This window comes from Streptomyces sp. NPDC059247 (genome assembly GCF_042754005.1).
Classification (GTDB): domain Bacteria; phylum Actinomycetota; class Actinomycetes; order Streptomycetales; family Streptomycetaceae; genus Streptomyces.
Window position 1 is genome coordinate 194,678 of sequence record NZ_JBHYZW010000011.1, and the last position, 20,951, is coordinate 215,628.

At 73.1% G+C, this 20,951-nt stretch carries 22 protein-coding genes; 9 read left to right on the top strand and 13 right to left on the bottom strand.

The annotated features are described in order from the left end of the window. The first annotated feature begins 54 nt into the window (after positions 1-54). Both ACFXGN_RS21250 and ACFXGN_RS21255 read left to right on the top strand, forming a co-directional pair. The gene (locus tag ACFXGN_RS21250; protein ID WP_384861334.1) at positions 55-1,332 is read left to right on the top strand and encodes a thymidine phosphorylase; all 1,278 of its coding nucleotides are present in this window, start codon (positions 55-57) and stop codon (positions 1,330-1,332) included. Positions 1,333-1,402: 70 nt separating this feature from the next. Beyond that, positions 1,403-1,693 (top strand): STAS domain-containing protein, encoded by a 291-nt coding sequence (locus ACFXGN_RS21255; protein ID WP_384861336.1) that lies wholly within the window; start codon positions 1,403-1,405, stop codon positions 1,691-1,693. 52 nt (positions 1,694-1,745) lie between these two features. Here the strand turns inward: ACFXGN_RS21255 and ACFXGN_RS21260 are convergent, their stop codons facing one another. The 3 genes from ACFXGN_RS21260 to ACFXGN_RS21270 all read right to left on the bottom strand — a co-directional run bounded on the left by ACFXGN_RS21260 (position 1,746) and on the right by ACFXGN_RS21270 (position 4,906). Continuing rightward, entirely contained in the window at positions 1,746-2,717 is a 972-nt protein-coding gene (locus ACFXGN_RS21260; RefSeq protein ID WP_384861338.1) for a sigma-70 family RNA polymerase sigma factor, read from the bottom strand. Between the two features lie 84 nt (positions 2,718-2,801). Beyond that, a complete protein-coding gene (locus ACFXGN_RS21265) occupies positions 2,802-3,449 on the bottom strand; it encodes a L,D-transpeptidase (protein WP_384861440.1) in 648 nt (215 codons plus the stop codon). Positions 3,450-3,631: 182 nt separating this feature from the next. After that, a complete protein-coding gene (locus ACFXGN_RS21270; protein ID WP_384861341.1) occupies positions 3,632-4,906 on the bottom strand; it encodes an MFS transporter in 1,275 nt (424 codons plus the stop codon). 62 nt (positions 4,907-4,968) lie between these two features. On the opposite strand from ACFXGN_RS21270, the gene ACFXGN_RS21275 reads away from it, so the two are divergent. Further along, positions 4,969-5,970 (top strand): LysR family transcriptional regulator, encoded by a 1,002-nt coding sequence (locus tag ACFXGN_RS21275; RefSeq protein WP_384861343.1) that lies wholly within the window; start codon positions 4,969-4,971, stop codon positions 5,968-5,970. Positions 5,971-5,984: 14 nt separating this feature from the next. Here the strand turns inward: ACFXGN_RS21275 and ACFXGN_RS21280 are convergent, their stop codons facing one another. Continuing rightward, positions 5,985-6,758, bottom strand: a complete 774-nt coding sequence (locus tag ACFXGN_RS21280) for an alpha/beta hydrolase (protein ID WP_384861346.1) — start codon at positions 6,756-6,758, stop codon at positions 5,985-5,987. Between the two features lie 220 nt (positions 6,759-6,978). Between ACFXGN_RS21280 and ACFXGN_RS21285 the strand changes: the two genes are divergently transcribed. After that, positions 6,979-8,133 (top strand): adenosine deaminase, encoded by a 1,155-nt coding sequence (locus ACFXGN_RS21285; protein ID WP_384861349.1) that lies wholly within the window; start codon positions 6,979-6,981, stop codon positions 8,131-8,133. A gap of 170 nt (positions 8,134-8,303) precedes the next feature. After that, the gene (locus ACFXGN_RS21290) at positions 8,304-8,669 is read left to right on the top strand and encodes a hypothetical protein (RefSeq protein WP_384861351.1); all 366 of its coding nucleotides are present in this window, start codon (positions 8,304-8,306) and stop codon (positions 8,667-8,669) included. Between the two features lie 80 nt (positions 8,670-8,749). Here ACFXGN_RS21290 and ACFXGN_RS21295 read toward each other — a convergent pair whose 3' ends face one another. The 5 genes from ACFXGN_RS21295 to afsQ1 all read right to left on the bottom strand — a co-directional run bounded on the left by ACFXGN_RS21295 (position 8,750) and on the right by afsQ1 (position 12,702). Further along, complete coding sequence (locus tag ACFXGN_RS21295; RefSeq protein WP_351787972.1) at positions 8,750-8,950, bottom strand: PspC domain-containing protein; 201 nt, start codon at positions 8,948-8,950, stop codon at positions 8,750-8,752. Between the two features lie 92 nt (positions 8,951-9,042). Further along, positions 9,043-9,624, bottom strand: coding sequence for a VanZ family protein (locus ACFXGN_RS21300; protein WP_384861354.1), 582 nt, complete (start codon positions 9,622-9,624; stop codon positions 9,043-9,045). A gap of 221 nt (positions 9,625-9,845) precedes the next feature. After that, positions 9,846-10,502 (bottom strand): hypothetical protein, encoded by a 657-nt coding sequence (locus tag ACFXGN_RS21305; protein WP_384861357.1) that lies wholly within the window; start codon positions 10,500-10,502, stop codon positions 9,846-9,848. After that, positions 10,499-12,028 (bottom strand): ATP-binding protein, encoded by a 1,530-nt coding sequence (locus ACFXGN_RS21310; protein WP_384861360.1) that lies wholly within the window; start codon positions 12,026-12,028, stop codon positions 10,499-10,501. The genes ACFXGN_RS21305 and ACFXGN_RS21310 overlap by 4 nt, the downstream gene beginning before the upstream one ends. Continuing rightward, entirely contained in the window at positions 12,025-12,702 is a 678-nt protein-coding gene (gene afsQ1, locus ACFXGN_RS21315; protein ID WP_017239746.1) for a two-component system response regulator AfsQ1, read from the bottom strand. The genes ACFXGN_RS21310 and afsQ1 overlap by 4 nt, the downstream gene beginning before the upstream one ends. Positions 12,703-12,872: 170 nt before the next feature. Here afsQ1 and ACFXGN_RS21320 point away from each other — a divergent pair, with 170 nt between their 5' ends. Next, positions 12,873-13,595 carry a SigE family RNA polymerase sigma factor gene (locus tag ACFXGN_RS21320; RefSeq protein ID WP_384861362.1) on the top strand — a complete coding sequence of 241 codons (723 nt, stop codon included), beginning with the start codon at positions 12,873-12,875 and terminating at the stop codon, positions 13,593-13,595. 301 nt (positions 13,596-13,896) lie between these two features. On the opposite strand, the gene ACFXGN_RS21325 is transcribed toward ACFXGN_RS21320, so the two are convergent. Then, positions 13,897-14,592 carry a uridine kinase gene (locus ACFXGN_RS21325; protein ID WP_384861365.1) on the bottom strand — a complete coding sequence of 232 codons (696 nt, stop codon included), beginning with the start codon at positions 14,590-14,592 and terminating at the stop codon, positions 13,897-13,899. 52 nt (positions 14,593-14,644) lie between these two features. Between ACFXGN_RS21325 and ACFXGN_RS21330 the strand changes: the two genes are divergently transcribed. Further along, positions 14,645-15,043, top strand: coding sequence for a hypothetical protein (locus tag ACFXGN_RS21330; protein ID WP_384861367.1), 399 nt, complete (start codon positions 14,645-14,647; stop codon positions 15,041-15,043). Between the two features lie 65 nt (positions 15,044-15,108). Here ACFXGN_RS21330 and ACFXGN_RS21335 read toward each other — a convergent pair whose 3' ends face one another. From ACFXGN_RS21335 to deoC, 3 genes are read right to left on the bottom strand one after another with little or no spacing between them, the layout of a single operon-like run. Beyond that, the gene (locus tag ACFXGN_RS21335) at positions 15,109-16,005 is read right to left on the bottom strand and encodes an aldehyde dehydrogenase family protein (RefSeq protein WP_384861370.1); all 897 of its coding nucleotides are present in this window, start codon (positions 16,003-16,005) and stop codon (positions 15,109-15,111) included. Next, entirely contained in the window at positions 15,998-17,434 is a 1,437-nt protein-coding gene (locus ACFXGN_RS21340) for an aldehyde dehydrogenase family protein (protein ID WP_384861373.1), read from the bottom strand. Before ACFXGN_RS21340 ends, ACFXGN_RS21335 begins: the two co-directional genes overlap by 8 nt. A gap of 5 nt (positions 17,435-17,439) precedes the next feature. After that, positions 17,440-18,429 carry a deoxyribose-phosphate aldolase gene (deoC, locus tag ACFXGN_RS21345; RefSeq protein WP_384861376.1) on the bottom strand — a complete coding sequence of 330 codons (990 nt, stop codon included), beginning with the start codon at positions 18,427-18,429 and terminating at the stop codon, positions 17,440-17,442. A gap of 252 nt (positions 18,430-18,681) precedes the next feature. Between deoC and ACFXGN_RS21350 the strand changes: the two genes are divergently transcribed. Next, positions 18,682-19,977, top strand: a complete 1,296-nt coding sequence (locus ACFXGN_RS21350) for a hypothetical protein (RefSeq protein WP_384861378.1) — start codon at positions 18,682-18,684, stop codon at positions 19,975-19,977. 322 nt (positions 19,978-20,299) lie between these two features. Next, positions 20,300-20,944 carry a class F sortase gene (locus ACFXGN_RS21355; protein ID WP_384861381.1) on the top strand — a complete coding sequence of 215 codons (645 nt, stop codon included), beginning with the start codon at positions 20,300-20,302 and terminating at the stop codon, positions 20,942-20,944. Positions 20,945-20,951 lie beyond the last annotated feature (7 nt).

Consider the following 20,951-nt stretch of genomic DNA (forward strand, 5'->3'; position numbering starts at 1 on the left):
GGGAAGGGCCGCTCCTCCTTTCCCCCTTCTATGCGCGTAGAAAGAGGCACCACCATGGACGTCATCTCCGTCATCCGCACCAAGCGGGACAAGGGCGAGCTGAGCCCCGAGCAGATCGACTGGGTCATCGACGCGTACACCCGTGGCACGGTCGCCGACGAGCAGATGTCCGCCCTGGCCATGGCCATCCTGCTGAACGGCATGAACCGCGCGGAGATCGCCCGCTGGACCGCCGCGATGATCGCCAGCGGCGAGCGCATGAACTTCGACGCGCTCTCCCGCCCCACCGCCGACAAGCACTCCACCGGCGGCGTCGGCGACAAGATCACCCTCCCGCTCGCCCCGCTCGTCGCCGCCTGCGGCGCGGCCGTCCCGCAGCTCTCCGGCCGCGGTCTCGGCCACACCGGCGGCACCCTGGACAAGCTGGAGTCCATCCCCGGCTGGCGGGCCCTGCTCTCCAACGAGGAGATGCTGCACGTCCTGGACACCACCGGCGCGGTCATCTGCGCGGCGGGCGACGGCCTGGCCCCCGCCGACAAGAAGCTGTACGCGCTCCGCGACGTCACCGGCACCGTGGAGGCCATCCCGCTGATCGCCTCCTCGATCATGTCGAAGAAGATCGCCGAGGGCACCGGCTCCCTGGTCCTCGACGTCAAGGTCGGCACCGGCGCCTTCATGAAGAACATCGAGGACGCCCGCGAGCTGGCCTCGACGATGGTCGGCCTCGGCACCGACAGCGGGGTGCGGACGGTGGCGCTGCTCACCGACATGTCCACCCCGCTCGGCCTCACCGCGGGCAACGCCCTGGAGGTCCGCGAGTCGGTCGAGGTCCTGGCGGGCGGCGGCCCGGCGGACGTCGTGGAGCTGACGATCGCGCTCGCCCGCGAGATGCTCGACGCGGCCGGGATCAAGGGCGCCGACCCGGCGAAGGCACTCGCCGACGGCTCCGCGATGGACGTCTGGCGCCGGATGATCGCGGCCCAGGGCGGCGACCCGGACGCGGCCCTCCCGGTCGCCCGTGAGCAGCACGTGCTGACCGCCCCGTCCTCGGGCGTCCTGACCCGTCTCGACGCGTACGACATCGGCATCGCCGCCTGGCGCCTGGGCGCGGGCCGGGCCCGCAAGGAGGACCCGGTGCAGGCGGGCGCGGGTGTCGAGCTGCACGCGAAGCCGGGCGACACGGTGACGGCGGGGCAGCCGCTGCTCACCCTGCACACGGACACCCCGGAGAAGTTCGACTACGCCCTGAAGTCCCTGGACGCGGCCTGGGACATCGCGGCCGAGGGCACCGGTTTCACCCCGAACCCGATCGTCCTGGACCGCATCGCCTGAGTTCCGTACCCCCGGTGTCCCGGAACCACCGATGAGTTCCGGGGCGCCGTCCGGTCACAGGCATGTGGACATGAGACAACCGTTCGTCGTGACCCTGACCGCGTGCCCCACCCGGGCCGAGGTGGCGCTGCTCTGCGCCGAGCTGGGAGCGGCCCCGCCCGGTGAGGTGGTGTGCGAGGTGGGCGCGCTCGCCCGCGCCGACCTCGCCGCCGTGGACGCCCTGGCCCGGCTGGGGCTGGCCGCCGGGCGGCGGGGGCACCGCATCCGCTTCCACGGAGCGGGCCCGGAGCTGCGGGCCCTGCTCCTGCTGACGGGTCTCGACGGGACCCTGGTCGCGGAGGACGGGCCGCCGTCCCCGTAGGCCGTCCCCTCCGGCATCCTTCCGGACCGGAAGGGACGACCCGGTGCCGTCCTCACGCCTCCAGTCGGGCCGGGAGGTCGAAGAGCGGGAACCAGCGCGGGGTGTCCAGGAAGAAGTCCATCCCCGCGACCTTGCCGTCGCGCAGCTCCAGGACGATGAGCGCCCAGGGGCTGAAGCCGCCCTCCGGGTCCGGGTGGTAGTGGGCGAAGGCGGGGGAGCCGTTGGCCACGGTGGGCACCAGCTTCGAGCCGCGGCACACGTCGCCGACGCCCAGCATCCAGCCGACGATGTCGTCGTGACCCTGGAGCCAGAGGTCGTAGGGCGGCATGGTCATGGTCGCGTCCTCGTGGAGGAGCGCGGTCAGGGCCTTCATGTCGTAGCCCTCGAAGGCGGCCACGTACCGCTCCAGGAGGGCCTTCTGCTCCTCGTCCAGCGGGTTCGCCGTGTCGGAGGTGGCCGGTGCCTGCTCGGCGAGGGTGGCGCGGGCCCGCTGGAGGGCGCTGTTCACCGAGGCGACGCTGGTGTCGAGGAGCTCGGCGACCTCGCTGGCCTTCCAGGCGAGCACCTCGCGCAGGATGAGCACCGCCCGCTGCTTGGGCGGCAGGTGCTGGAGGGCGGCGACGAAGGCCAGCCGCACGGTCTCGCGGGAGACGGCCGTCTCCGCCGGGTCCGCGACGGAGGGCAGCACCCGTCCGTCGGGGATCGGCTCCAGCCAGGTGATCTCCGGCTGCTTGACGAGCTGGGCCTGGGCCACCGGGGTCGGTCCGGTCAGATCCATCGGCCGTGCCCTCCGGTTGCCCGCGTTCAGCGCGTCCAGGCAGACGTTGGTGGCGATCCGGTACAGCCAGGACCGCAGCGAGGAGCGGCCCTCGAAGGATTCGATCGCCTTCCAGGCGCGGACCATGGTGTCCTGCACCGCGTCCTCCGCCTCGAAGGACGATCCGAGCATCCGGTAGCAGTAACCGGTCAGTTCCCTGCGGTACTTGTCGAGTTGGTCGGTCGTCGCGGTCGCTGCGTCACTCATCGGGTCCACACCCCACTCACCCCTCACCGGCACCCGTTCGGTACCGGTGAGAGGGAAGCTACCCCAGCGGACTGACAGCGGGGGTCAGGTTCCCGGCTTGCGGCCGTAGACGAAGACGTCGTCGCCGTTGCGCAGGAGGTTCCAGTACGTCTTCGCGTCGGCCGGGCGCATGTTGACGCAGCCGGCCGAACCGGGCGGGTTCCACATGGACTTGGTGGTCGAGTGGAAGGCCTGCCCGCCGTCGAAGAACTGCGCGTACGGCATGGAGACGTTGTAGAGCGTCGACCAGTGGTTGATGTTCCGCATGTAGATCTTCGTCGAGCCGGTCCGGGTCTCGGTGCCGTCCTTGCCGGTACGGACCGGCACGGGGCCGAACGTGAGACGGGTGCCGTCCTGGATCCAGCTCAGCTGGCGGGTCAGGTCCACACAGGCGATCCGGCCCCGGTTGGTCGGACACGCGCGGTCCTTGTTGGGGTTGGTCCCCGCCGCCCGCTGCTTGAGCATGGTGTCCATGGTGCGCCAGGTGACCGTCCCGGCGTATCCGGCGCTCGGCGTGATGCCGTGCTTCACCTGGAACGCCTGGACGGCCTTGCAGTCGGCGAGCGACTGGCGCCCGTCGGCCGTCCGCCCGAGGAACTTCTCGACCTGCTTCTGGTACGGGCCCGTCGTCACGTTGCAGGACGCCGCCTGCGCCGGTGCCGCGCCGAGCGCGACCGTCATCGGCACCAGCATCGAGGCGACCCCGGCCGCCAGTCCGGCCCTTTTCCCCGCCCTGCCCAGTATTCGCTTCATCTCTGTCAACTCCCCGTTGGTCTCTGTCCGTCAGGACGTGAGGGGGAGCGTCTCAGTTGCAGGGAAACCGGATGGGTTCCAGGAGGATTCCGGACGCGGAACCGGTCGGAATCCGTCCGGATTCAGCAGGGCGCGGCGAGCTGGAGCCGACGTGCCGCGGTGCGGGCGCTGAGGCTGCCGTACAGCGTGACGGACACGACGCCGAGGACCGCGACGAGACCGATGACGACGGTGCCCGCCCAGCCGCCGGTGTGGAAGGCGACCGCGCCGAGGGTGCCTCCGGCGCTGCTGCCCAGGTAGTACGCCGACTGGTAGAGCGCCGAGGCCTGCGCGCGGCCCGTCCTGGCCGTACGGCTCACCGAGGAGGAGGCGACGGCGTGGCCCGCGAAGAATCCGGCCGTGATCAGCACCAGGCCCGCGAGGACCGCGGGCAGCGAGTCGGCGAGCGAGAGGAGCAGACCGGCGGCGGTGGTGGAGACCGCCAGGTACAGCGCCCCGCGGCGGCCGAGCCGCCCGACGAGCCGTCCGGCCGCCGCCGAGGAGGCCGTACCGACCAGGTAGACCAGGAAGATCGAGCCGATGACGCCCTGCGGCAGCGAGAACGGGGCCTCCACCAGGCGGTAGCCGATCACGGTGTAGACCGCGCCGAAGACCGTCATGAACAGCGCGCCGATCACGTACAGCCGCATCAGCAGCGGGTCCGCGAGATGGGTCCGCACGGTCCGCGCGAGCGCCTTCGGGTTCAGGGTGCCGGGGGTGAAGTGCCGGGCCTTCGGCAGCAGCGCGCGGAACGCCAGCGCGCACAGCAGGGAGGTCACGCCGACGGCTGCCAGACCGGCCCGCCAGCCCCACAGCTGGGCGACCCAGCTGGTGACCAGTCGGCCGCTCATGCCGCCGATCGAGTTGCCCGCGACGAAGAGGCCGATCGCGCCGATCAGCGCCCGGGGCCGCACCTCCTCGGCGAGGTACGCCATCGCGGAGGCCGGGAGCCCGGCGAGCGCCGCGCCCTGGAGGGCGCGCAGCGCGATCAGCGACTCCAGGTTCGGGGCGAGCGGCACGAGGAGCGCCAGGACCACCGAGGCGGTCAGGGAGGCGGTCATCATCGTGCGGCGTCCGAAGCGCTCCGAGAGGGCGCTGAGCGGCAGGACGAGGAGGGCGAGGGCGCCGGTGGCGGCGGAGACCGTCCAGGAGGCGGCGGAGGCGGTGGCGCCGAACTCGGCGGAGATCGCCGGGAGGAGGGCCTGCGTGGAGTAGAGGAGCGCGAAGGTGGCGAGGCCCGCGGCGAAGAGCGCGAGGCTCGTACGGCGGAAGGCGGGCGTGCCCGGGGCGAGGCGGGTGTCGGCGGCGGGGTCGGCGGGCGCGGTGGAGGCGACCGCCTCGGTACTGACGGAAGGCATGGCACGAACGTAGGACGCCCGGTTTCATGCGTCCAATGCACGGATCTGCTGTAATCGATCCCATGGCGCATGAGTACAGGTCAGGGCCTCGCCTGTCACCGAGTAGTAACGAAGAAGACATGGGACTGCTGCTCGCGCCCCGGCTCGCGTACTTCGCCGCCGTCGCCCGGCACGAGCACGTGACCCGGGCCGCCGCCGAGATGGGCGTCCCCCAGTCGACGCTCTCCCGGGCCGTGGCCCGGCTCGAGGAGGACCTCGGGGTCACCCTCTTCGCCCGGCGCGGTCGCACGGTCTCCCTCACCCCGGCGGGCCGCCGCTTCCTCACCGCCGCCGACCGGGCGCTCGCCGAGGTGGAACGGGCCGCCGACACCGTACGGGCCGACGCCGACCCGACGGCCGGGCGGGTGGCCTTCGGCTTCCTCCACACCATGGGCTCCGAGACCGTCCCCGGGCTCATCCGGGCCTTCCGCGTCGACCACCCGCGCATCCGCTTCACCCTCGTCCAGAACTACGGCGAGGCCATGATCGAGCGGCTCAGGGCCGGTGACCTCGACCTCTGCCTGACCTCCCCGGTGCCCGACGCCCCCGATCTGGTCGGCCGCCGCCTCGACGAGCAGCGGCTGCGGCTCGTGGTCCCCGACGACCACCGGCTCGCGGGCCGCCGGAGGGTCCGCCTCGCCGAGGCGGCCGACGAGACCTTCGTGACCCTGGAACCGGGGTACGGGCTCCGCCGCATCACCGACGACCTGTGCGCGGAGGCGGGCTTCCGGCCCCGGATCGCCTTCGAGGGCGAGGAGGCCGAGACCCTGCGCGGTCTGGTCGCCGCCGGACTCGGCGTCGCCCTGCTGCCGCCGCCCGCCGTGCCCCGCCCCGGGGTGGTCGAGCTGACCGTCACGGCCCCGCGCGCGGTCCGCGAGATCGGCGTCGCCTGGCTCGACGGCCACCCGGACACCGCCCCCGTCGCCGCCTTCAAGAAGTTCCTGCTGGGCAGGCGCGGGCGGCTGCTGCCGAAGGAGCCCTCGCCCCCGGGGCGGGCCGCCGAGGAGCCCTCACCTCCGGCGTGAGCCGCGCGGGGCCCTCACCTCCGGCGTGAGCCGCCGAAGCCCGCCGCGAGCGGCATCCGCAGGCCCAGCGGCGGGGGAGCGGCCATCGCGTCGGTCAGCGGCCGGGCGACCGGCCGGGCGAAGAGGGCGCCGAGGACGAAGTCGGCGGCGAGCGCCCGGACCTCGGCCGCGTACTGGCGCAGCGCGTGCCCGTCCGAGTGCACCTCGAACCGGCAGGTGTCCCGGTTGGCCTTCTTCGCCCGCTCGGCGAACCGGAACGACAGCTCCGGGTCGGTCCTGGCGTCGTTGGTGCCGTGCACGAGGAGCACCCGCCGTCCCACGAGCTGCCGTACGGGCTCCGGCTCGGCCGCCATGTCGTCCTCCGGCAGCCACGGGGCCAGCCCCAGCACCGCGCCGACCGCGTCGTGCCCGGCGGCCCGCAGCGCCGCCCGCGCCCCCAGACCGTGTCCGACGAGACAGACCGGGACGTCCCCGTACCGGCGCACCGCCTCCGCGACCGCCCAGGAGGCGTCCCGCGCGAGAGCGGCGTCCGTCCCGTTCCAGCCGCGCCCCCGGTAGCGCACCACGTGCGCCACCAGGCCGTCGTCCCGGCCCGCGCGGACCAGCGCGCGTCCCAGCGGCAGCACCGCCGCGTGGGCCCGCGCGGAGGCGCCCCGGCCCGACACCGGCTCGCCGTCCGGCAGGAGCAGCGCCACGCCCCCCGCCGACGTGGTCCGGGAACCGCCAACGGGCCGACCGAGCCGGGGTCTCCGTGCGTCGGGCGGCCCCACGAGTGCGAAGTGCGCCATGACAGAACAGTCTCAGAAGCCGAGGTGTACGCCAGTCGTACGCGCGGTCTCTGTTACGTATCGTCCGTTCAGCGAACGCCCTTACCGCTCAAGGACGTTCGAATCGGGACACGTCCCCGGTCGCGCGCGGACAGCCGGAGCGGGCCCCGGAGGGGAGGACGGCGGAACGGACCCCGCGCCACGGGGCGCGCTCTACGCGCGTAGGCGCTAGAGTGCGGAAATGACGAGCCAGCCCCCCAGCGTCCCCACCGGGGACCAGATCCGGCGCGCGCCGAAGGTGCTCCTCCACGACCACCTCGACGGCGGACTGCGCCCCGGCACGATCATCGAACTCGCCCGGGAGCAGGGCTACGGGCAGCTCCCCGAGACCGAGCCCGACAAGCTCGGCGTCTGGTTCCGCGAAGCGGCCGACTCCGGTTCCCTGGAGCGGTACCTGGAGACCTTCGCGCACACCTGCGCCGTCATGCAGACCCGGGACGCCCTCGTCCGGGTGGCCGCCGAGTGCGTGGTGGACCTCGCCGAGGACGGCGTGGTCTACGCGGAGGTGCGCTACGCCCCCGAGCAGCACCTGGAGGCCGGTCTCACCCTCGAAGAGGTCGTGGAGGCGGTCAACGAGGGCTTCCGCGAGGGCGAGCGGCTGGCGAGGGCCGCAGGGCACCGCATCCGGGTCGGCGCCCTGCTGACCGCCATGCGGCACGCGGCCCGCGCCCTGGAGATCGCGGAACTCGCCAACCGCTACCGCGACTCCGGTGTCGTCGGCTTCGACATCGCGGGCGCCGAGGCCGGCTACCCGCCCACCCGGCACCTCGACGCCTTCGAGTACCTGAAGCGCGAGAACAACCACTTCACGATCCACGCGGGCGAGGCGTTCGGACTGCCGTCCATCTGGCAGGCGCTCCAGTGGTGCGGCGCCGACCGGCTCGGCCACGGCGTCCGGATCATCGACGACATCGAGGTCGCCGAGGACGGCTCGGTGACCCTGGGGCGGCTCGCGGCGTACGTCCGCGACAAGCGGATCCCGCTGGAGATGTGCCCCTCCTCCAACCTCCAGACCGGGGCCGCCGCCTCGTTCGCCGAGCACCCCATCGGTCTGCTCCGCAAGCTGCACTTCCGGGCCACGGTCAACACCGACAACCGGCTGATGAGCGGCACCAGCATGAGCCGCGAATTCGAGCTGCTGACCGAGGCGTTCGCTTACACGCTCGACGACATGCAGTGGTTCACCGTCAATGCGATGAAATCAGCGTTCATTCCTTTCGATGAACGCCTGGCCATGATCAACGAGGTCATCAAGCCCGGATACGCCGAGCTGAAGTCCGAATGGCTGTTCCAGCAGACCGCCGCGACCAGCGAATCCTCCCGTACGAAGGGCTGAACACCGCCCCGGTGAGGGGACGGGAGCGGCCGGGTGAGCGCGACACCCGGCCGCTTTCCGGTGTTTGCGGACGGGCCGTCCACTGGCTAGGTTGCGGAACTCTGCATTCCCAGGATTTCCCCTCCGGGCTTTCTCCCCGAGCCCCCGGATTCCCCAAGGAAGATTTTCAGATGAAGCAGTCTCCCGCCAAGAAGCTCGGTGTCGCCGCTCTCGGTGCCGCTTTCGCCGTCGCCGCCGCCGGCACGGCCTCCGCCGCGCCGTCCCTGCCGCTCGACGCCGACGCGCTGGGCACGGTGACCCAGGCCGTCCCGCTGGGTGACGGCCTCACCACGCTCCCCGACGGCGCCGCCGAATCCCTCGTCGCCGGGCAGGGCGCCCTCGGCCAGGGCCTCGACCAGGGAGTGAAGACCGTCCCGGCCGCCGCCGGACAGGCCACCCAGAACCTCCCGCTCGGTGCCGCCGCCAGCGGCCTCGGCGCCACCCCCCTCGGCGGCCTCCTCGGCGGTCTGCCCCTCGGCGGCCTGCCGATCGGCTGACCCCGGCCCGCACCACGCCGAAGGGGCGCGCACCCGGTCCTCCCGGGTGCGCGCCCCTTCGGCGTACGGCCGTCCGGCCACTACCAGGACGTGGAAGAGGACTTCTCCGCCGGGAGGAAGATCCACAGGCCCAGGTAGATCAGGAACTGCGGGCCGGGCAGCAGGCACGAGACGATGAAGATCAGACGCATCGTCCACGCGGAGAGGCCGAAGCGCCGGGCCAGCGCCGCGCACACTCCGCCGATCACGCGTCCGTCACGGGGGCGGGTCAGTGCGGCCATGGTGGTGCTCCTTCGGAGTCGGTGCGGGAACCGCTTCTGCCGGGCTCCCGATGTCTCCATGGTGCCGCCCGAGGGGGTCCGGGGGCCTCGGCCTACCGGGCGATCGGAACCCTGGTAATCGTCGGGGTCGCACCCTGAGACCCCTCGTTCCGCAGCAGGGTCGTCCCCCGGCCCGGTGTGGTCCTCCGGGATGAGGCCGCCCGCCGCGCCCGCGGCCCGCGGCGCAGCCGGTGCCGCCCGGCCGGGACGAACAGCAGGTGCGCCAGCGCCACGCCCGCCGTGTTCAGCAGGACGGAGTCCACGTCCACCACCTGACCGGGCACGGCGGTCTGGAGCAGCTCCAGCGCGAGCGACACCAGGGCGCCCGCGGCGGTCGTCCGGGCCAGCGAGGCCCACGGGGAGACGTCGAGACGTCCGTCGGCCATCGGGAGCAGCACCCCGAGCGGGGCGAGGAACAGCAGCCCCTCGGCGATCAGCCGGACCGCGGCGGCGGTCCCGAGCGCCAGATCGGCCCGCAGACCCGCCAGGGGGACCGTGTTCGGCGCGGTCACCCAGGCCACGTCACGTGGCCGGAGACCGATCCACGCGACGAGCAGCAGATGCGCGGCGAGGAGGACGAACCCCGCCACGCGGACGACCACGGCGGCACTGCCGCCCGAACCTTGACGCTGCACGCCCCCCAAGACGCCCCCGACGCCGGAATCGGTTCCGCCGCCCTCCCGGACGGGAACGTGAGGAACGCCCCACTCCCGCCCCGCGCCCGCACGGCCCCGGGGGCCGCCGACGCCCCACCCGACCCACTCGGCCTGGGGCCGACCCACTCGGCCCCACCCGACCTCGGCCGACTCGCCCGCCGGGGTGTCCCGCCCGGGTGCGCGGGGGCGGGCGCGGTCCTTCAGCCCGCCGTCGGGACGGGGGTCGCCCTCGTCGGGGCGGGCGTCACCGGCGGAGCCGTCGGCGGGGACGACTCCGGGCGCTCGCGCAGCTCCGTGGTGCAGCGGTAGCGCTTCGGCGGGTACGGCCCGGGGCCGCCCAGCAGGGCCGTGTGGTCGCCCGCGCCCGCCGAGCTCTCCGCGAAGGTGCACACGAGCTGCGCCAGGGCCGTCGGCGTCAGGTCCTCCGGCTGGCGGCTCAGCCGCAGCGTGCCCGCCGGGTCGCCCCCGCGCCCGCCGTCCACGGACAGCGGGCCCCGCACCGCCGTCGTGAACCCGGCCGCCCGCTCGCTCTCCGAGGGCTCGGCGAGCAGCTGCGCCAGCAGCCCCCGGGCCATCCGGACCGGGTCCCCGCCCGCCTTCTCCTCCGGCAGCGGCGACCGCCGGTCCACCGTCTCCAGCTGGGAGCCGCAGACCAGGAACACCCGGACCGGCACGCCCTGGACGGTGCCGCCCGTCGCCGCGTCCCCCGGAACGCTGCACGGCACCCGGGAGGGCGCCGCGCCCGCGTCGACCGGGACCGAGGTGGTCCTGATCCCGCAGCCGGTGACGAGCGCGGCGACCGCGACCGCCACCAGGGCGCCCGCCGTGCCCGTACGTCCGGAAGTACGGCGCCTCACGCTTCCTCCACCTCGCCCTGGCCGCTGCGGGTCCGCACCTCGCGCGTGATGTCCGAGGCGTCCAGCGGGAGCCGCAGCACGAAGACCGCCCCGTCCACCGCCCCGTCCTCGCCGACCGAGTTGGACGCGGTGATCGAACCGCCGTGGATCAGCGCGTTCTCCATGGCGATGGAGAGACCGAGCCCGCTGCCCTCGGACCGGGGCCGGGACGCGCTCGCCTTGTAGAAGCGGTCGAAGACGTGCGGCAGCACCTCCTCGGGGATGCCGGGCCCGTGGTCGCGGACCGCGATGACCAGCTCGTCCTCCTCGGTGCGCACCGAGACGCGGACCGGCGAACCGCCGTGCTTCAGCGCGTTGCCGATCAGGTTGGCCAGGATCACGTCGAGGCGGCGCGGGTCGAGCGGCACGACGATCCCGCGCTCGGCGTCCAGGTCCACCGCGTCGAGCCAGGCGCGGGCGTCGACGCAGGCGGTGATCTGGTCGGCGATGTCGACGGGGTCGAGGACCAGACGGGCGGTCCCCGCGTCGAAGCGGGTCACCTCCATCAGGTTCTCCACCAGGTCGTTGAGGCGCCGGGTCTCGCTGACCACGAGCGCCACCGCGGGTGCGATCATCGGGTCGAGGGAGTCCTGCTCGTCCTCCAGGACCTCGGTGACGGCGGTCAGCGCGGTCAGCGGGGTGCGCAGCTCGTGCGACATGTCGGCGACGAACCGCCGGGAGGACTCCTCCCGCGCGCTCATGTCCGCGACCTTCTTCTGCAGGGACTCGGCCGCGCTGTTGAACGTACGGGTGAGATCGGAGAGTTCGTCCGCGCCGGTGACCCGCAGCCGGGTGTCGAGCTTGCCCTCGCCGAGCTGCCGGGCGGCCTCGCCGAGCCGGTGCACGGGCCGGAGCACGGTGGTCGCCGAGACCTGCGCGAGCAGCACGGAGCCGACCACGGCGAGCGCGGTGGCGATGCCCAGGGACCAGGCGAGCGAGTTCAGGTCCGCCTTCTCCGCCGCGAGCGACTTGAACATGTAACCGGTGGGCCCGCCGCCGTCGACCCGCGCGCCGCCGACCAGGTACGGCGTGCCGCCCCGCTCGACGCGCTGCCAGAACAGGTGGTACGGGTACGGGTTGGCCTCCGTCACGGCACGCTCGGTGCCCACCGCGTCCTGGAGCGCCCGCGGCACGTCGGCCAGGGTGAAGTCGTCCGGGTCGGAGGCGCCGACGATCGGCTTGCCCGCGTCCCGCTCGCCGAGCAGCAGCACCTGGTAGTCGGCGCTGCCCATGGCCATCTGCTCGGCGGTCCGCCGCAGGTCGTCCTGGGTGGGCCGGAGCGGCAGCGTGGCCGCCCGGTTCTGCATCTCCTGGCGGAAGTCGTTGAGCGCCCCGTCCTGGGTGCGGGTCAGCACCGCCTCGCGGTTGAGCCAGTACGCGATGCCGGAGGCGGCGACGGCGGCGCCGAGGGCGACCAGCGCGAAGACGACGACGAGCCGCAGCCGCAGACTGGAGAGCCGCAGCCGGGTGAGGATGCCTTTGCTCACGCAGGGACGTCCAGCCGGTAGCCGACTCCCCGCACGGTGCGGATGAGGGTCGGGGAGGACGGCACGTCCTCCACCTTGGCGCGCAGCCGCTGCACACAGGCGTCGACGAGCCGCGAGTCGCCCAGGTAGTCGTGCTCCCACACCAGCCGCAGCAACTGCTGCCGGGAGAGCGCCTGTCCGGGCCGCCTGCTCAGTTCGAGGAGCAGTCTCAGCTCGGTGGGGGTGAGCTGGAGGTCCTCGCCGTTCTTGGTGACCGTCATCGCGGACCGGTCGATGACCAGCGAGCCGTACGTCGCCGAGTCGGTCGACTCCCGTTCGCCGCGCCGCAGGACGGCCCGGATGCGGGCGTCCAGGACCCGGCCCTGGACCGGCTTCACCACGTAGTCGTCGGCGCCGGACTCCAGGCCCACGACGACGTCGATGTCGTCGCTGCGGGCGGTCAGCAGGATGATCGGCAACTGGTCGGTGCGGCGGATCCGCCGGCAGACCTCGAAGCCGTCGATGCCGGGCAGCATGACGTCGAGCACCACGAGGTCAGGCCGCTGCTCGCGCAGCAACTGGAGGCCGTCCTCTCCGGTCGCGGCGGTGGCCACCCGGTGGCCCTGCCGTGACAGGGAGAGTTCGAGGGCCGTGCGGATGGCGTCGTCGTCCTCGATCAGCAACAGAAAAGGCACGGGCAGCATTCTGTCGTATGCGGCCGTCCGAGTTCGACCGCGGGGAGCCACGCCTCCGTCCCGGGGGCCTGTGACACGCCTGTGACAGTCGGCGGACAACGCCATGAAGTCCGCTCGGCAAGCTTCTGGCACACGGACCGAACAGCACTCCAACCGACGGGGGGGTCGAGATGACCGCACTGCAGGGCACCACCTCAGGCGCAGTGATCACGAGGCTCCACGACGTCGTGCGGAGCACCGAGAAGTCCGGCGCGGTGAACGGACGGGGGTGCGTTCGCAGCGTCGGGCGTCAGCGCAAGGCGCCGCACATGGTCGCCGTCGCTGACGGGGGAGCGGCGTACGGGGAGGTCACGGGGGAACGCGCCAGCTGTTCGGAGGCCGAGTTCACGGCCTACGTCCAGGAGCGTCGTGCCTCCCTGTACGCCACCGCCTACCACCTGACCGGCGACCGCTTCGACGCGGAGGACCTGCTCCAGAGCGCGCTGTTCTCCACGTACCGCGCCTGGGAGCGGATCAGCGACAAGGCCGCGGTCGGCGGATACCTCCGCCGGACCATGACCAATCTGCACATCAGCGCCTGGCGCCGCCGCAAGCTGAACGAGTACCCGACCGAGGAGCTGCCGGAGACGGTCGGCGAGTCGGACGCGATGCGCGGCACGGAGCTGCGCGCGGTGCTGTGGCAGGCCCTCGCCCGGCTGCCCGAGCTCCAGCGGACCATGCTGGTGCTGCGCTACTACGAGGGCCGGACCGATCCGGAGATCGCGGAGATCCTGGACATCAGTGTCGGCACGGTGAAGTCGAGCATCTGGCGGTCGCTGCGGCGGCTGCGCGAGGACGAGGTGCTCAGCTTCGGCCGTGACGAGGAGGAGTCCTTCGGCGAGCTGGTGGCCTGAAGGCAGGGGGGAACGGGGGAACGACCCCGGCGGCCACGGGGGATCGGGGCCGCCGGGAGCACGGGGGAACCGTACGGGGGTACGGGGGAACGGCGCGGGTCGCACAAGCCGGGGGGGGCTTGTACGGCCCGCGTCGTGCTGTGTCCGAGGGGCCCGGCCGGGCGGATGTCCGGCCGGGCCCCTGCGCGTCGGTGTCCCTGCGCGTCGGTGTCCCTGCGCGTCGGTGTCCGTGCGCTTCGGTGTCCGTGCGGCGGGTGTCCGTGCGGGGGTGTCCGGCCGGGGGTGTCCGGCCGGGGTCCGGCTATCGGCCGGCCGGGGCGCGGTGGCGGCCCGCCGCCGCGGCGGCCAGCCGGCCCAGGGCCTCCGGCTTGGCGCAGGGGTGGGCGCCCAGGGCCGTCTGCCGGGCGACGATGGCCCGCTCGGCGCGCATCAGGCGCCAGCCCCGGCGCAGCAGGAACGGCACCGACTTGCGGCCCTCGCCGAGGTCGCGGACGAGCCTGCGGCGGAAGGTCGTCGAGGGGTGTCCGCGCAGGCAGAGCGCGTCGGCGAGGACGTCGAGCTCACGGCAGCGGGCCACGATCTCGGCGGCGAAGATGCCCTCCGCGACGAACAGCGGGGTCCGCTCGATGCCGAAGGTCTCCCGCCCCGTCCGGGAGCTGGTGGAGATGTCGTACACGGGGACGTCGGTCCGTCCCGTACGGCACAGTTCGACGATGGCGGCGACGGCGGCGTCCGCGTCCCAGGACAGCGGGGAGTCCCAGTCGGTGTCCTCGCTTCCCCCGACGAGGGGGAGCGACGGATCGCCCGCCTCCTTGTAGAAGTCGTCGAGGCGCAGGACCGGGAGGCCGGTGACGGCGGCGAGGGACGACTTGCCGGAGCCGGAGGGGCCCGCGAGCAGGACGACACGGGTCGGGATCGGTAGGGAACTCACGGGACACCAGTGTGAACCATTCCCCCGTGCAGGGGACCCCCGAGGAAGGCCGTTGGTATCGAGCATCACACCTCAACTACTGTCGGTGTCCGCCCGATCACCCTTCGGAAGGAACATCATGGCGCGTCACGCAGCATCCCGGACCTCCCGCCGCAGCGCCCTGCTCAGGGCAGGGCTCGGTGTCACCGCGGTCGGTGCGGCGGTGTTCGGCGGGGGAGCGGCGGCTCAGGCGGCGGCCCCGCTGCCGCTGCCCGTCGACTCGCTGACCCGGACGGACCCCGTGGCGGCCGGTGAGGGCGCGCTCTCCGGTGTCGCCCACGGCGTGGCGCCGCTGACCCGGCTCCAGCTCGACCCGCTGGCCAACACCGGCGTGGACCCGCTGGCCAACGGCCTCGGCACCCAGGTCTCCGACTTCAAGCCGGTCGGCACGAACCTGGTGACCGACCACGTCACCAAGGGCGGCTCGGTCGCGGACCTGCCGGTCGCGGGCCCGCTGACCCAGGGGATGCTGCCCTGAACGGGTCGCGGCCCCGGGAGGTCCCGGGGCCGCGACGGGCGCGCTCCTGACGAGGGGTGGCGCCTCTAGTACGAGGAACCGCCCGCGCCCAGCGAACCCGTGGGGTGCCAGACGGTCTTCGTCTCCAGGAAGGCGGTCAGCCGGTCCGTGCCGGGGGACGCGGTGAAGTCCTCCGCACGGGGGCGCAGCACCCGCTTCAGGTTGTCCGCCGCCGCGATCTCCAGGTCGCGGGCGAGGTCGCCGCCGGTCGCGCCCGTGAGGTCGATCGCGTTGACGTCCTGGTGGGCCGCGAGGTGCGGGCCCATCTCGGACGCCTTGCCGGACAGGATGTTCACGACACCGCCGGGCAGGTCGGAGGTGGCGAGCACCTCGCCCAGGGAGAGCGCCGGGAGCGGCGCCTTCTCCGAGGCGATGACCACGGCCGTGTTGCCCGTGGCGATCACCGGGGCGATCACCGAGACCAGGCCGAGGAACGACGAGTCCTGCGGGGCCACGACCGTGACGACACCGGTCGGCTCGGGCGAGGACAGGTTGAAGTACGGGCCCGCGACCGGGTTGGCGCCGCCCACGACCTGGGCGATCTTGTCGGTCCAGCCCGCGTACCAGATCCAGCGGTCGATCGCCGCGTCGACGACCGCCGCCGACTTCGACTTCGACAGGCCCTCGGCCTCGCCGACCTCGCGGACGAACTGCTCGCGGCGGCCCTCCAGCATCTCGGCGACGCGGTAGAGGATCTGGCCCCTGTTGTACGCGGTCGCGCCCGACCAGCCGCCGAAGGCCTTGCGGGCGGCGACGACCGCGTCACGGGCGTCCTTGCGGGAGGAGAGCGGGGCGTTCGCCAGCCACGCGCCCTTCGAGTCCGTCACCTCGTACACCCGGCCGCTCTCGGAGCGGGGGAACTTGCCCCCGACGTACAGCTTGTAGGTCTTGAAGACGCTCAGACGGTTGGTCGACTCAGACATCGAGGTAGGCCTCCAGACCGTGACGGCCGCCTTCACGGCCGAAGCCCGACTCCTTGTAGCCGCCGAAGGGCGAGGTCGGGTCGAACTTGTTGAACGTGTTGGCCCAGACGACACCGGCGCGGAGCTTGTCGGCGACCGCGAGGATGCGGGAGCCCTTCTCCGACCAGATGCCCGCGGACAGGCCGTACTGGCTGTTGTTGGCCTTCGCGACGGCCTCGGCGGGCGTGCGGAAGGACAGCACCGACAGGACCGGGCCGAAGATCTCGTCGCGGGCCACGGTGTGCGCCTGGGTGACGTTCGTGAAGAGCGTCGGGGCGAACCAGTAGCCGGAGGAGGGGAGTTCGCAGGGGGCGGACCAGCGCTCGGCGCCCTCCGCCTCGCCCCGCTCCACCAGCGCGGTGATACGGGCCAGCTGCTCGGCGGAGTTGATGGCGCCGATGTCGGTGTTCTTGTCCAGCGGGTCGCCCAGGCGCAGGGTGCTCAGACGGCGCTTGAGCGCGTCGAGCAGCTCGTCCTGGACCGACTCCTGGACCAAAAGGCGCGAGCCCGCGCAGCAGACCTGGCCCTGGTTGAAGAAGATGCCGTTGACGATGCCCTCGACCGCCTGGTCGAGGGGGGCGTCGTCGAAGACGATGTTGGCGCCCTTGCCGCCCAGCTCCAGGGTGACCTTCTTGTCCGTACCGGCGACGGACCGGGCGATGGCCTTGCCGACGGCGGTCGAACCGGTGAAGGCGACCTTGTTCACGTCCGGGTGCCCGACCAGCGCGGCGCCCGTCTCCCCGTATCCGGGAAGGATGTTGACGACGCCCTTCGGCAGTCCCGCCTGACGGCAGACGTCCGCGAAGAACAGGGCGCTCAGCGGGGTCGTCTCGGCGGGCTTGAGGACCACCGTGTTGCCCGTGGCCAGCGCCGGGGCGATCTTCCACGCCAGCATGAGCAGCGGGAAGTTCCACGGGATGACCTGACCGGCCACGCCCAGCGGCCTCGGGTCCGCCCCGTAGCCCGCGTGGTCGAGCTTGTCGGCCCAGCCCGCGTAGTAGAAGAAGTGCGCGGCGACCAGCGGGAGGTCCGCGTCGCGGGTCTCCTTGATCGGCTTGCCGTTGTCCAGGGTCTCCAGGACGGCCAGCTCGCGGCTGCGCTCCTGGATGATCCGGGCGATGCGGAAGAGGTACTTGGCGCGCTCGGCGCCGGGCAGCGCCGACCACTTCTCGAAGGCCCTGCGGGCCGCCTTCACCGCGCGGTCGACGTCCTCGGCGCCCGCCTGGGCGACCTCGGAGAGGACCTCCTCGGTGGCGGGGGAGACGGTCTTGAAGACCTTGCCGTCGGCCGCCTCGACGAACTCGCCGTCGATGAACAGGCCGTAGCTGGGCGCGATGTCGACGACGGACCGGGACTCCGGTGCCGGTGCGTACTCGAATGCAGATGCCATGTTGATCAGTCCACCGTCACGTAGTCGGGGCCGGAGTAGCGGCCGGTCGCCAGCTTCTGACGCTGCATCAGCAGGTCGTTGAGCAGGCTGGAGGCGCCGAAGCGGAACCAGTGGTTGTCCAGCCAGTCCTCGCCCGCGGTCTCGTTCACGATGACCAGGAACTTGATCGCGTCCTTGGTGGTGCGGATGCCGCCCGCGGGCTTCACACCGATCTGCACACCGGTCTGCGCCCGGAAGTCGCGCACCGCCTCCAGCATCAGCAGCGTGTTCGCCGGGGTGGCGTTCACCGCGACCTTGCCGGTCGACGTCTTGATGAAGTCCGCGCCCGCCATCATGCCGAGCCAGGAGGCGCGGCGGATGTTGTCGTACGTGGACAGCTCGCCGGTCTCGAAGATCACCTTGAGGCGGGCGCGGTCGCCGCACTCCGCCTTGACCGCGACGATCTGCTCGAAGACCTCCAGGTAGCGCCCGGCGAGGAACGCGCCCCGGTCGATGACCATGTCGATCTCGTCGGCGCCCGCGGCGATGGCGTCGGCCGTGTCGGCCAGCTTCACGGGGAGCGCGGCGCGGCCCGCCGGGAAGGCGGTGGCGACCGAGGCGACCTTGACGTCGGAGCCCGCGAGGGTGGCCTTGGCGGTGGCCACCATGTCGGGGTAGACGCAGACGGCGGCGGTCGTCGGGGTCGCGCGGTCGGTCGGATCGGGGTGGACGGCCTTGGCGGCGAGCGCCCGGACCTTGCCCGGGGTGTCCGCGCCTTCGAGCGTCGTCAGGTCGATCATGGAAATGGCCAGGTCGATGGCGTACGCCTTGGCCGTGGTCTTGATCGAGCGGGTGCCGAGGGCGGCGGCGCGCGCCTCCAGGCCGACGGCGTCGACGCCGGGCAGCCCGTGGAGGAAGCGGCGCAGCGCACCGTCGGACGCGGTCACGTCGGCGAAGGGGGCACCTCCCGCGCCGGGGGCCGCGGGGGAGGGTGCTGCGGATGCAGTGGTGGGCATGGTCACCAGTCGAGCATATCTACGCGCGTAGCGACCTGTACAGGGGACCGGGACGGCAGAGCCGGAGGTCACAGTCGGGCGGCTCCGCTGTGAGCGCTGTCACAGGTCCGTGACATGGAGCGGACAACTCCTGAATACATGATCAATAGATTTTCCTCAGCAGCCAGCCAGACCTCACCGGACATACGGACCGACCGAGAAAAAGCGGTATGCGACTCTCCCATTCACCTGCCTGATCCTCCAGGAGTCGTTGTGCGCACCGCCCTTCGTACCGCCCTCGCCGCCACCCTCGTCGCGGGCGTCGCGATCACCGCCCCGGCGCTCGGCGCCGGAGCCGCCTTCGCCGCCGACGGCCCGGCCGGGGCCGCCTCGGTCCCGTCGGCCCCGGCCCCGGCCGCTTCCGCCCCGGCTCCGGGTGCTTCGGGCGCTTCGGGCGCCCAGCAGTCGGACGCGAAGCCGGGGGACGCGAAGCCCTCGGCCGGTACGACCGCCGGGGGCGAGGCGTCGGCCGTCACGCCGACCGGCGCCCCGGCGGACCCGGCGAAGGGTGTCCTCGTCCGGACCGAGACCCTCCTCGGCGGCACCGTCGCCAAGATCTACCGGGTCAACGCGCTGCACCACCGCGCCGAGCTCTTCCACCGGGGCAACCCGGTGGGCGTCGTGGACGCCAACACCCGTCCCGCCGCGGGCAACGACAACGGCGAGTTCTTCGTCCTCTTCGAGAACGGCACCACCTACAACTGGAACCGTGCCTACCTCCCCGGCGCCGCGCCCGGCCTGTACGAGCTCGCCGACGGCACCCGCCTCCAGCTCGCCGAGAAGGACGGCCGCCTCGGCCTCCAACTGGTCGAGAACGGCAAGGGCCGCGGCTACACCTACCTCAACGGCCTCCGCCAGGTCTGGACGTACGGCAAGGCGATCGTGGTCCTGGAGCGGGACGGCGGGTTCGCCGCGTACATCCGGGGCGGCGCCCGGCAGGCCGCCCCGCGCCTCGTCGAGAGCCCGGCGCCCGGCCCCGGCCCGGTCGTCACCATCGGCGAGTGCACGGTCCGGCAGGACATCCCGTCCGTCTTCGCGCTGCTGACCGTCACCCTCACCAACGACCTGGAGAAGGGCCCGAAGGCCGTCCTCAAGGACGAGGCGGGCAAGGCCGTCGTCACCGTCGACCGCGCCCACTCCGCCGACCTGGGCCAGGGCCTCACGATCAAGGGCGCGGACACGGCCACCCCGCGGCTCGGCCAGCGCACCCAGGGCGGGGACACGCCCTACCGCTGGACCGCCTTCCCGAAGCTGCCCGAGGGCTGCGCGAAGGACTCCGGCACGCCCACCACCACGCCCACCACCACCCCCGCCGGGAACACCGGCACCACCGTCAACACCGCGGGGCAGACCACCGTCGTCCCGAAGGGCGGCGTCGCGGCCGGTGCCGAGTTCGGCACCGCCGACGACTCCGGCGCGCTGCTCGCCACCGGCGCCGGTGCCGCCTCGCTCGCCGCGGCGGGCCTCGGCTTCGTCGTCCTGCGCCGCCGGGCCGCCGCCCGCGTCTGACACCGACACGGTCCGGCCGGGAACCCTGAGACCGTGCCGGACCGCTCGCGGGGTCGCGCGCCGGAGCCGCCGTACTCGCGACAGGCGCGTCACTCGCCGTACCCGTACCACCGGTGTCACCCGTACCACCGGCGTCACCCGCCGCCACCGCACCAACCGCAGCGCCACCCACCCCATGCGCACCACCGGCGCCGCTCATCCACACCGCACCGCACCATCCGCACCGCCATCCGCTCCTCGACCCCGACCCGAGCAGGAGCACCGCCCCGGACCGGCCCCGCGCACCGCGCGGGGCCGGTCGCATCCCGTCCGGAGCCCTCCCGTGAACAGCAGCCCCGCCCGTCCCCGTACGCGCACCGCTCTTGTCGTCCTCGTCGGCGTCCTCGCCGCGCTCACCGGATGCTCCGCCGGGCCCGAGCCCGCCGCCGACACCCCGCCCGCGCGGATCGTCCCGGCGGCCGGGGTCCCCGCGCCGGGGGCCACCGCCGCGCCCGTGCGCCCGCTGGCCCGCTCCCTGCCCGTACGGGTGCGCGTGCCCGCCGCCGGGGTGGACACCGGACCGGTCCTCCCGCTGGGGCTCGCCGCCGACGGGACCGTCGAGGTGCCCCCGGTCGAGGACGCTGACCGGATCGGCTGGTACGACAAGGGGGTCACCCCCGGCCAGACCGGCCCTGCCGTCCTCATCGGGCACTTCGACACCGTCCGGGGCCCCGCCGTGCTGCGGAACGTCTCACGGGTCCGGGTCGGCGACGAGATCGCCGTTGACCGTGCCGACGGCACCACCGCGGTCTTCCGGATCAGGAAGCTGGCGCAGGTCGGCAAGGACGCCTTCCCGACCGCCGAGGTGTACGGCGACACCCGGGGTCCCGAGCTGAGGCTCGTCACCTGCGGCGGGGAGCTGACCGGCGGACACCGCCCGGACAACATCATTCTCTACGCGGACCTGGTGGCCGCGCGGGCCGCCTGAGCCCCCG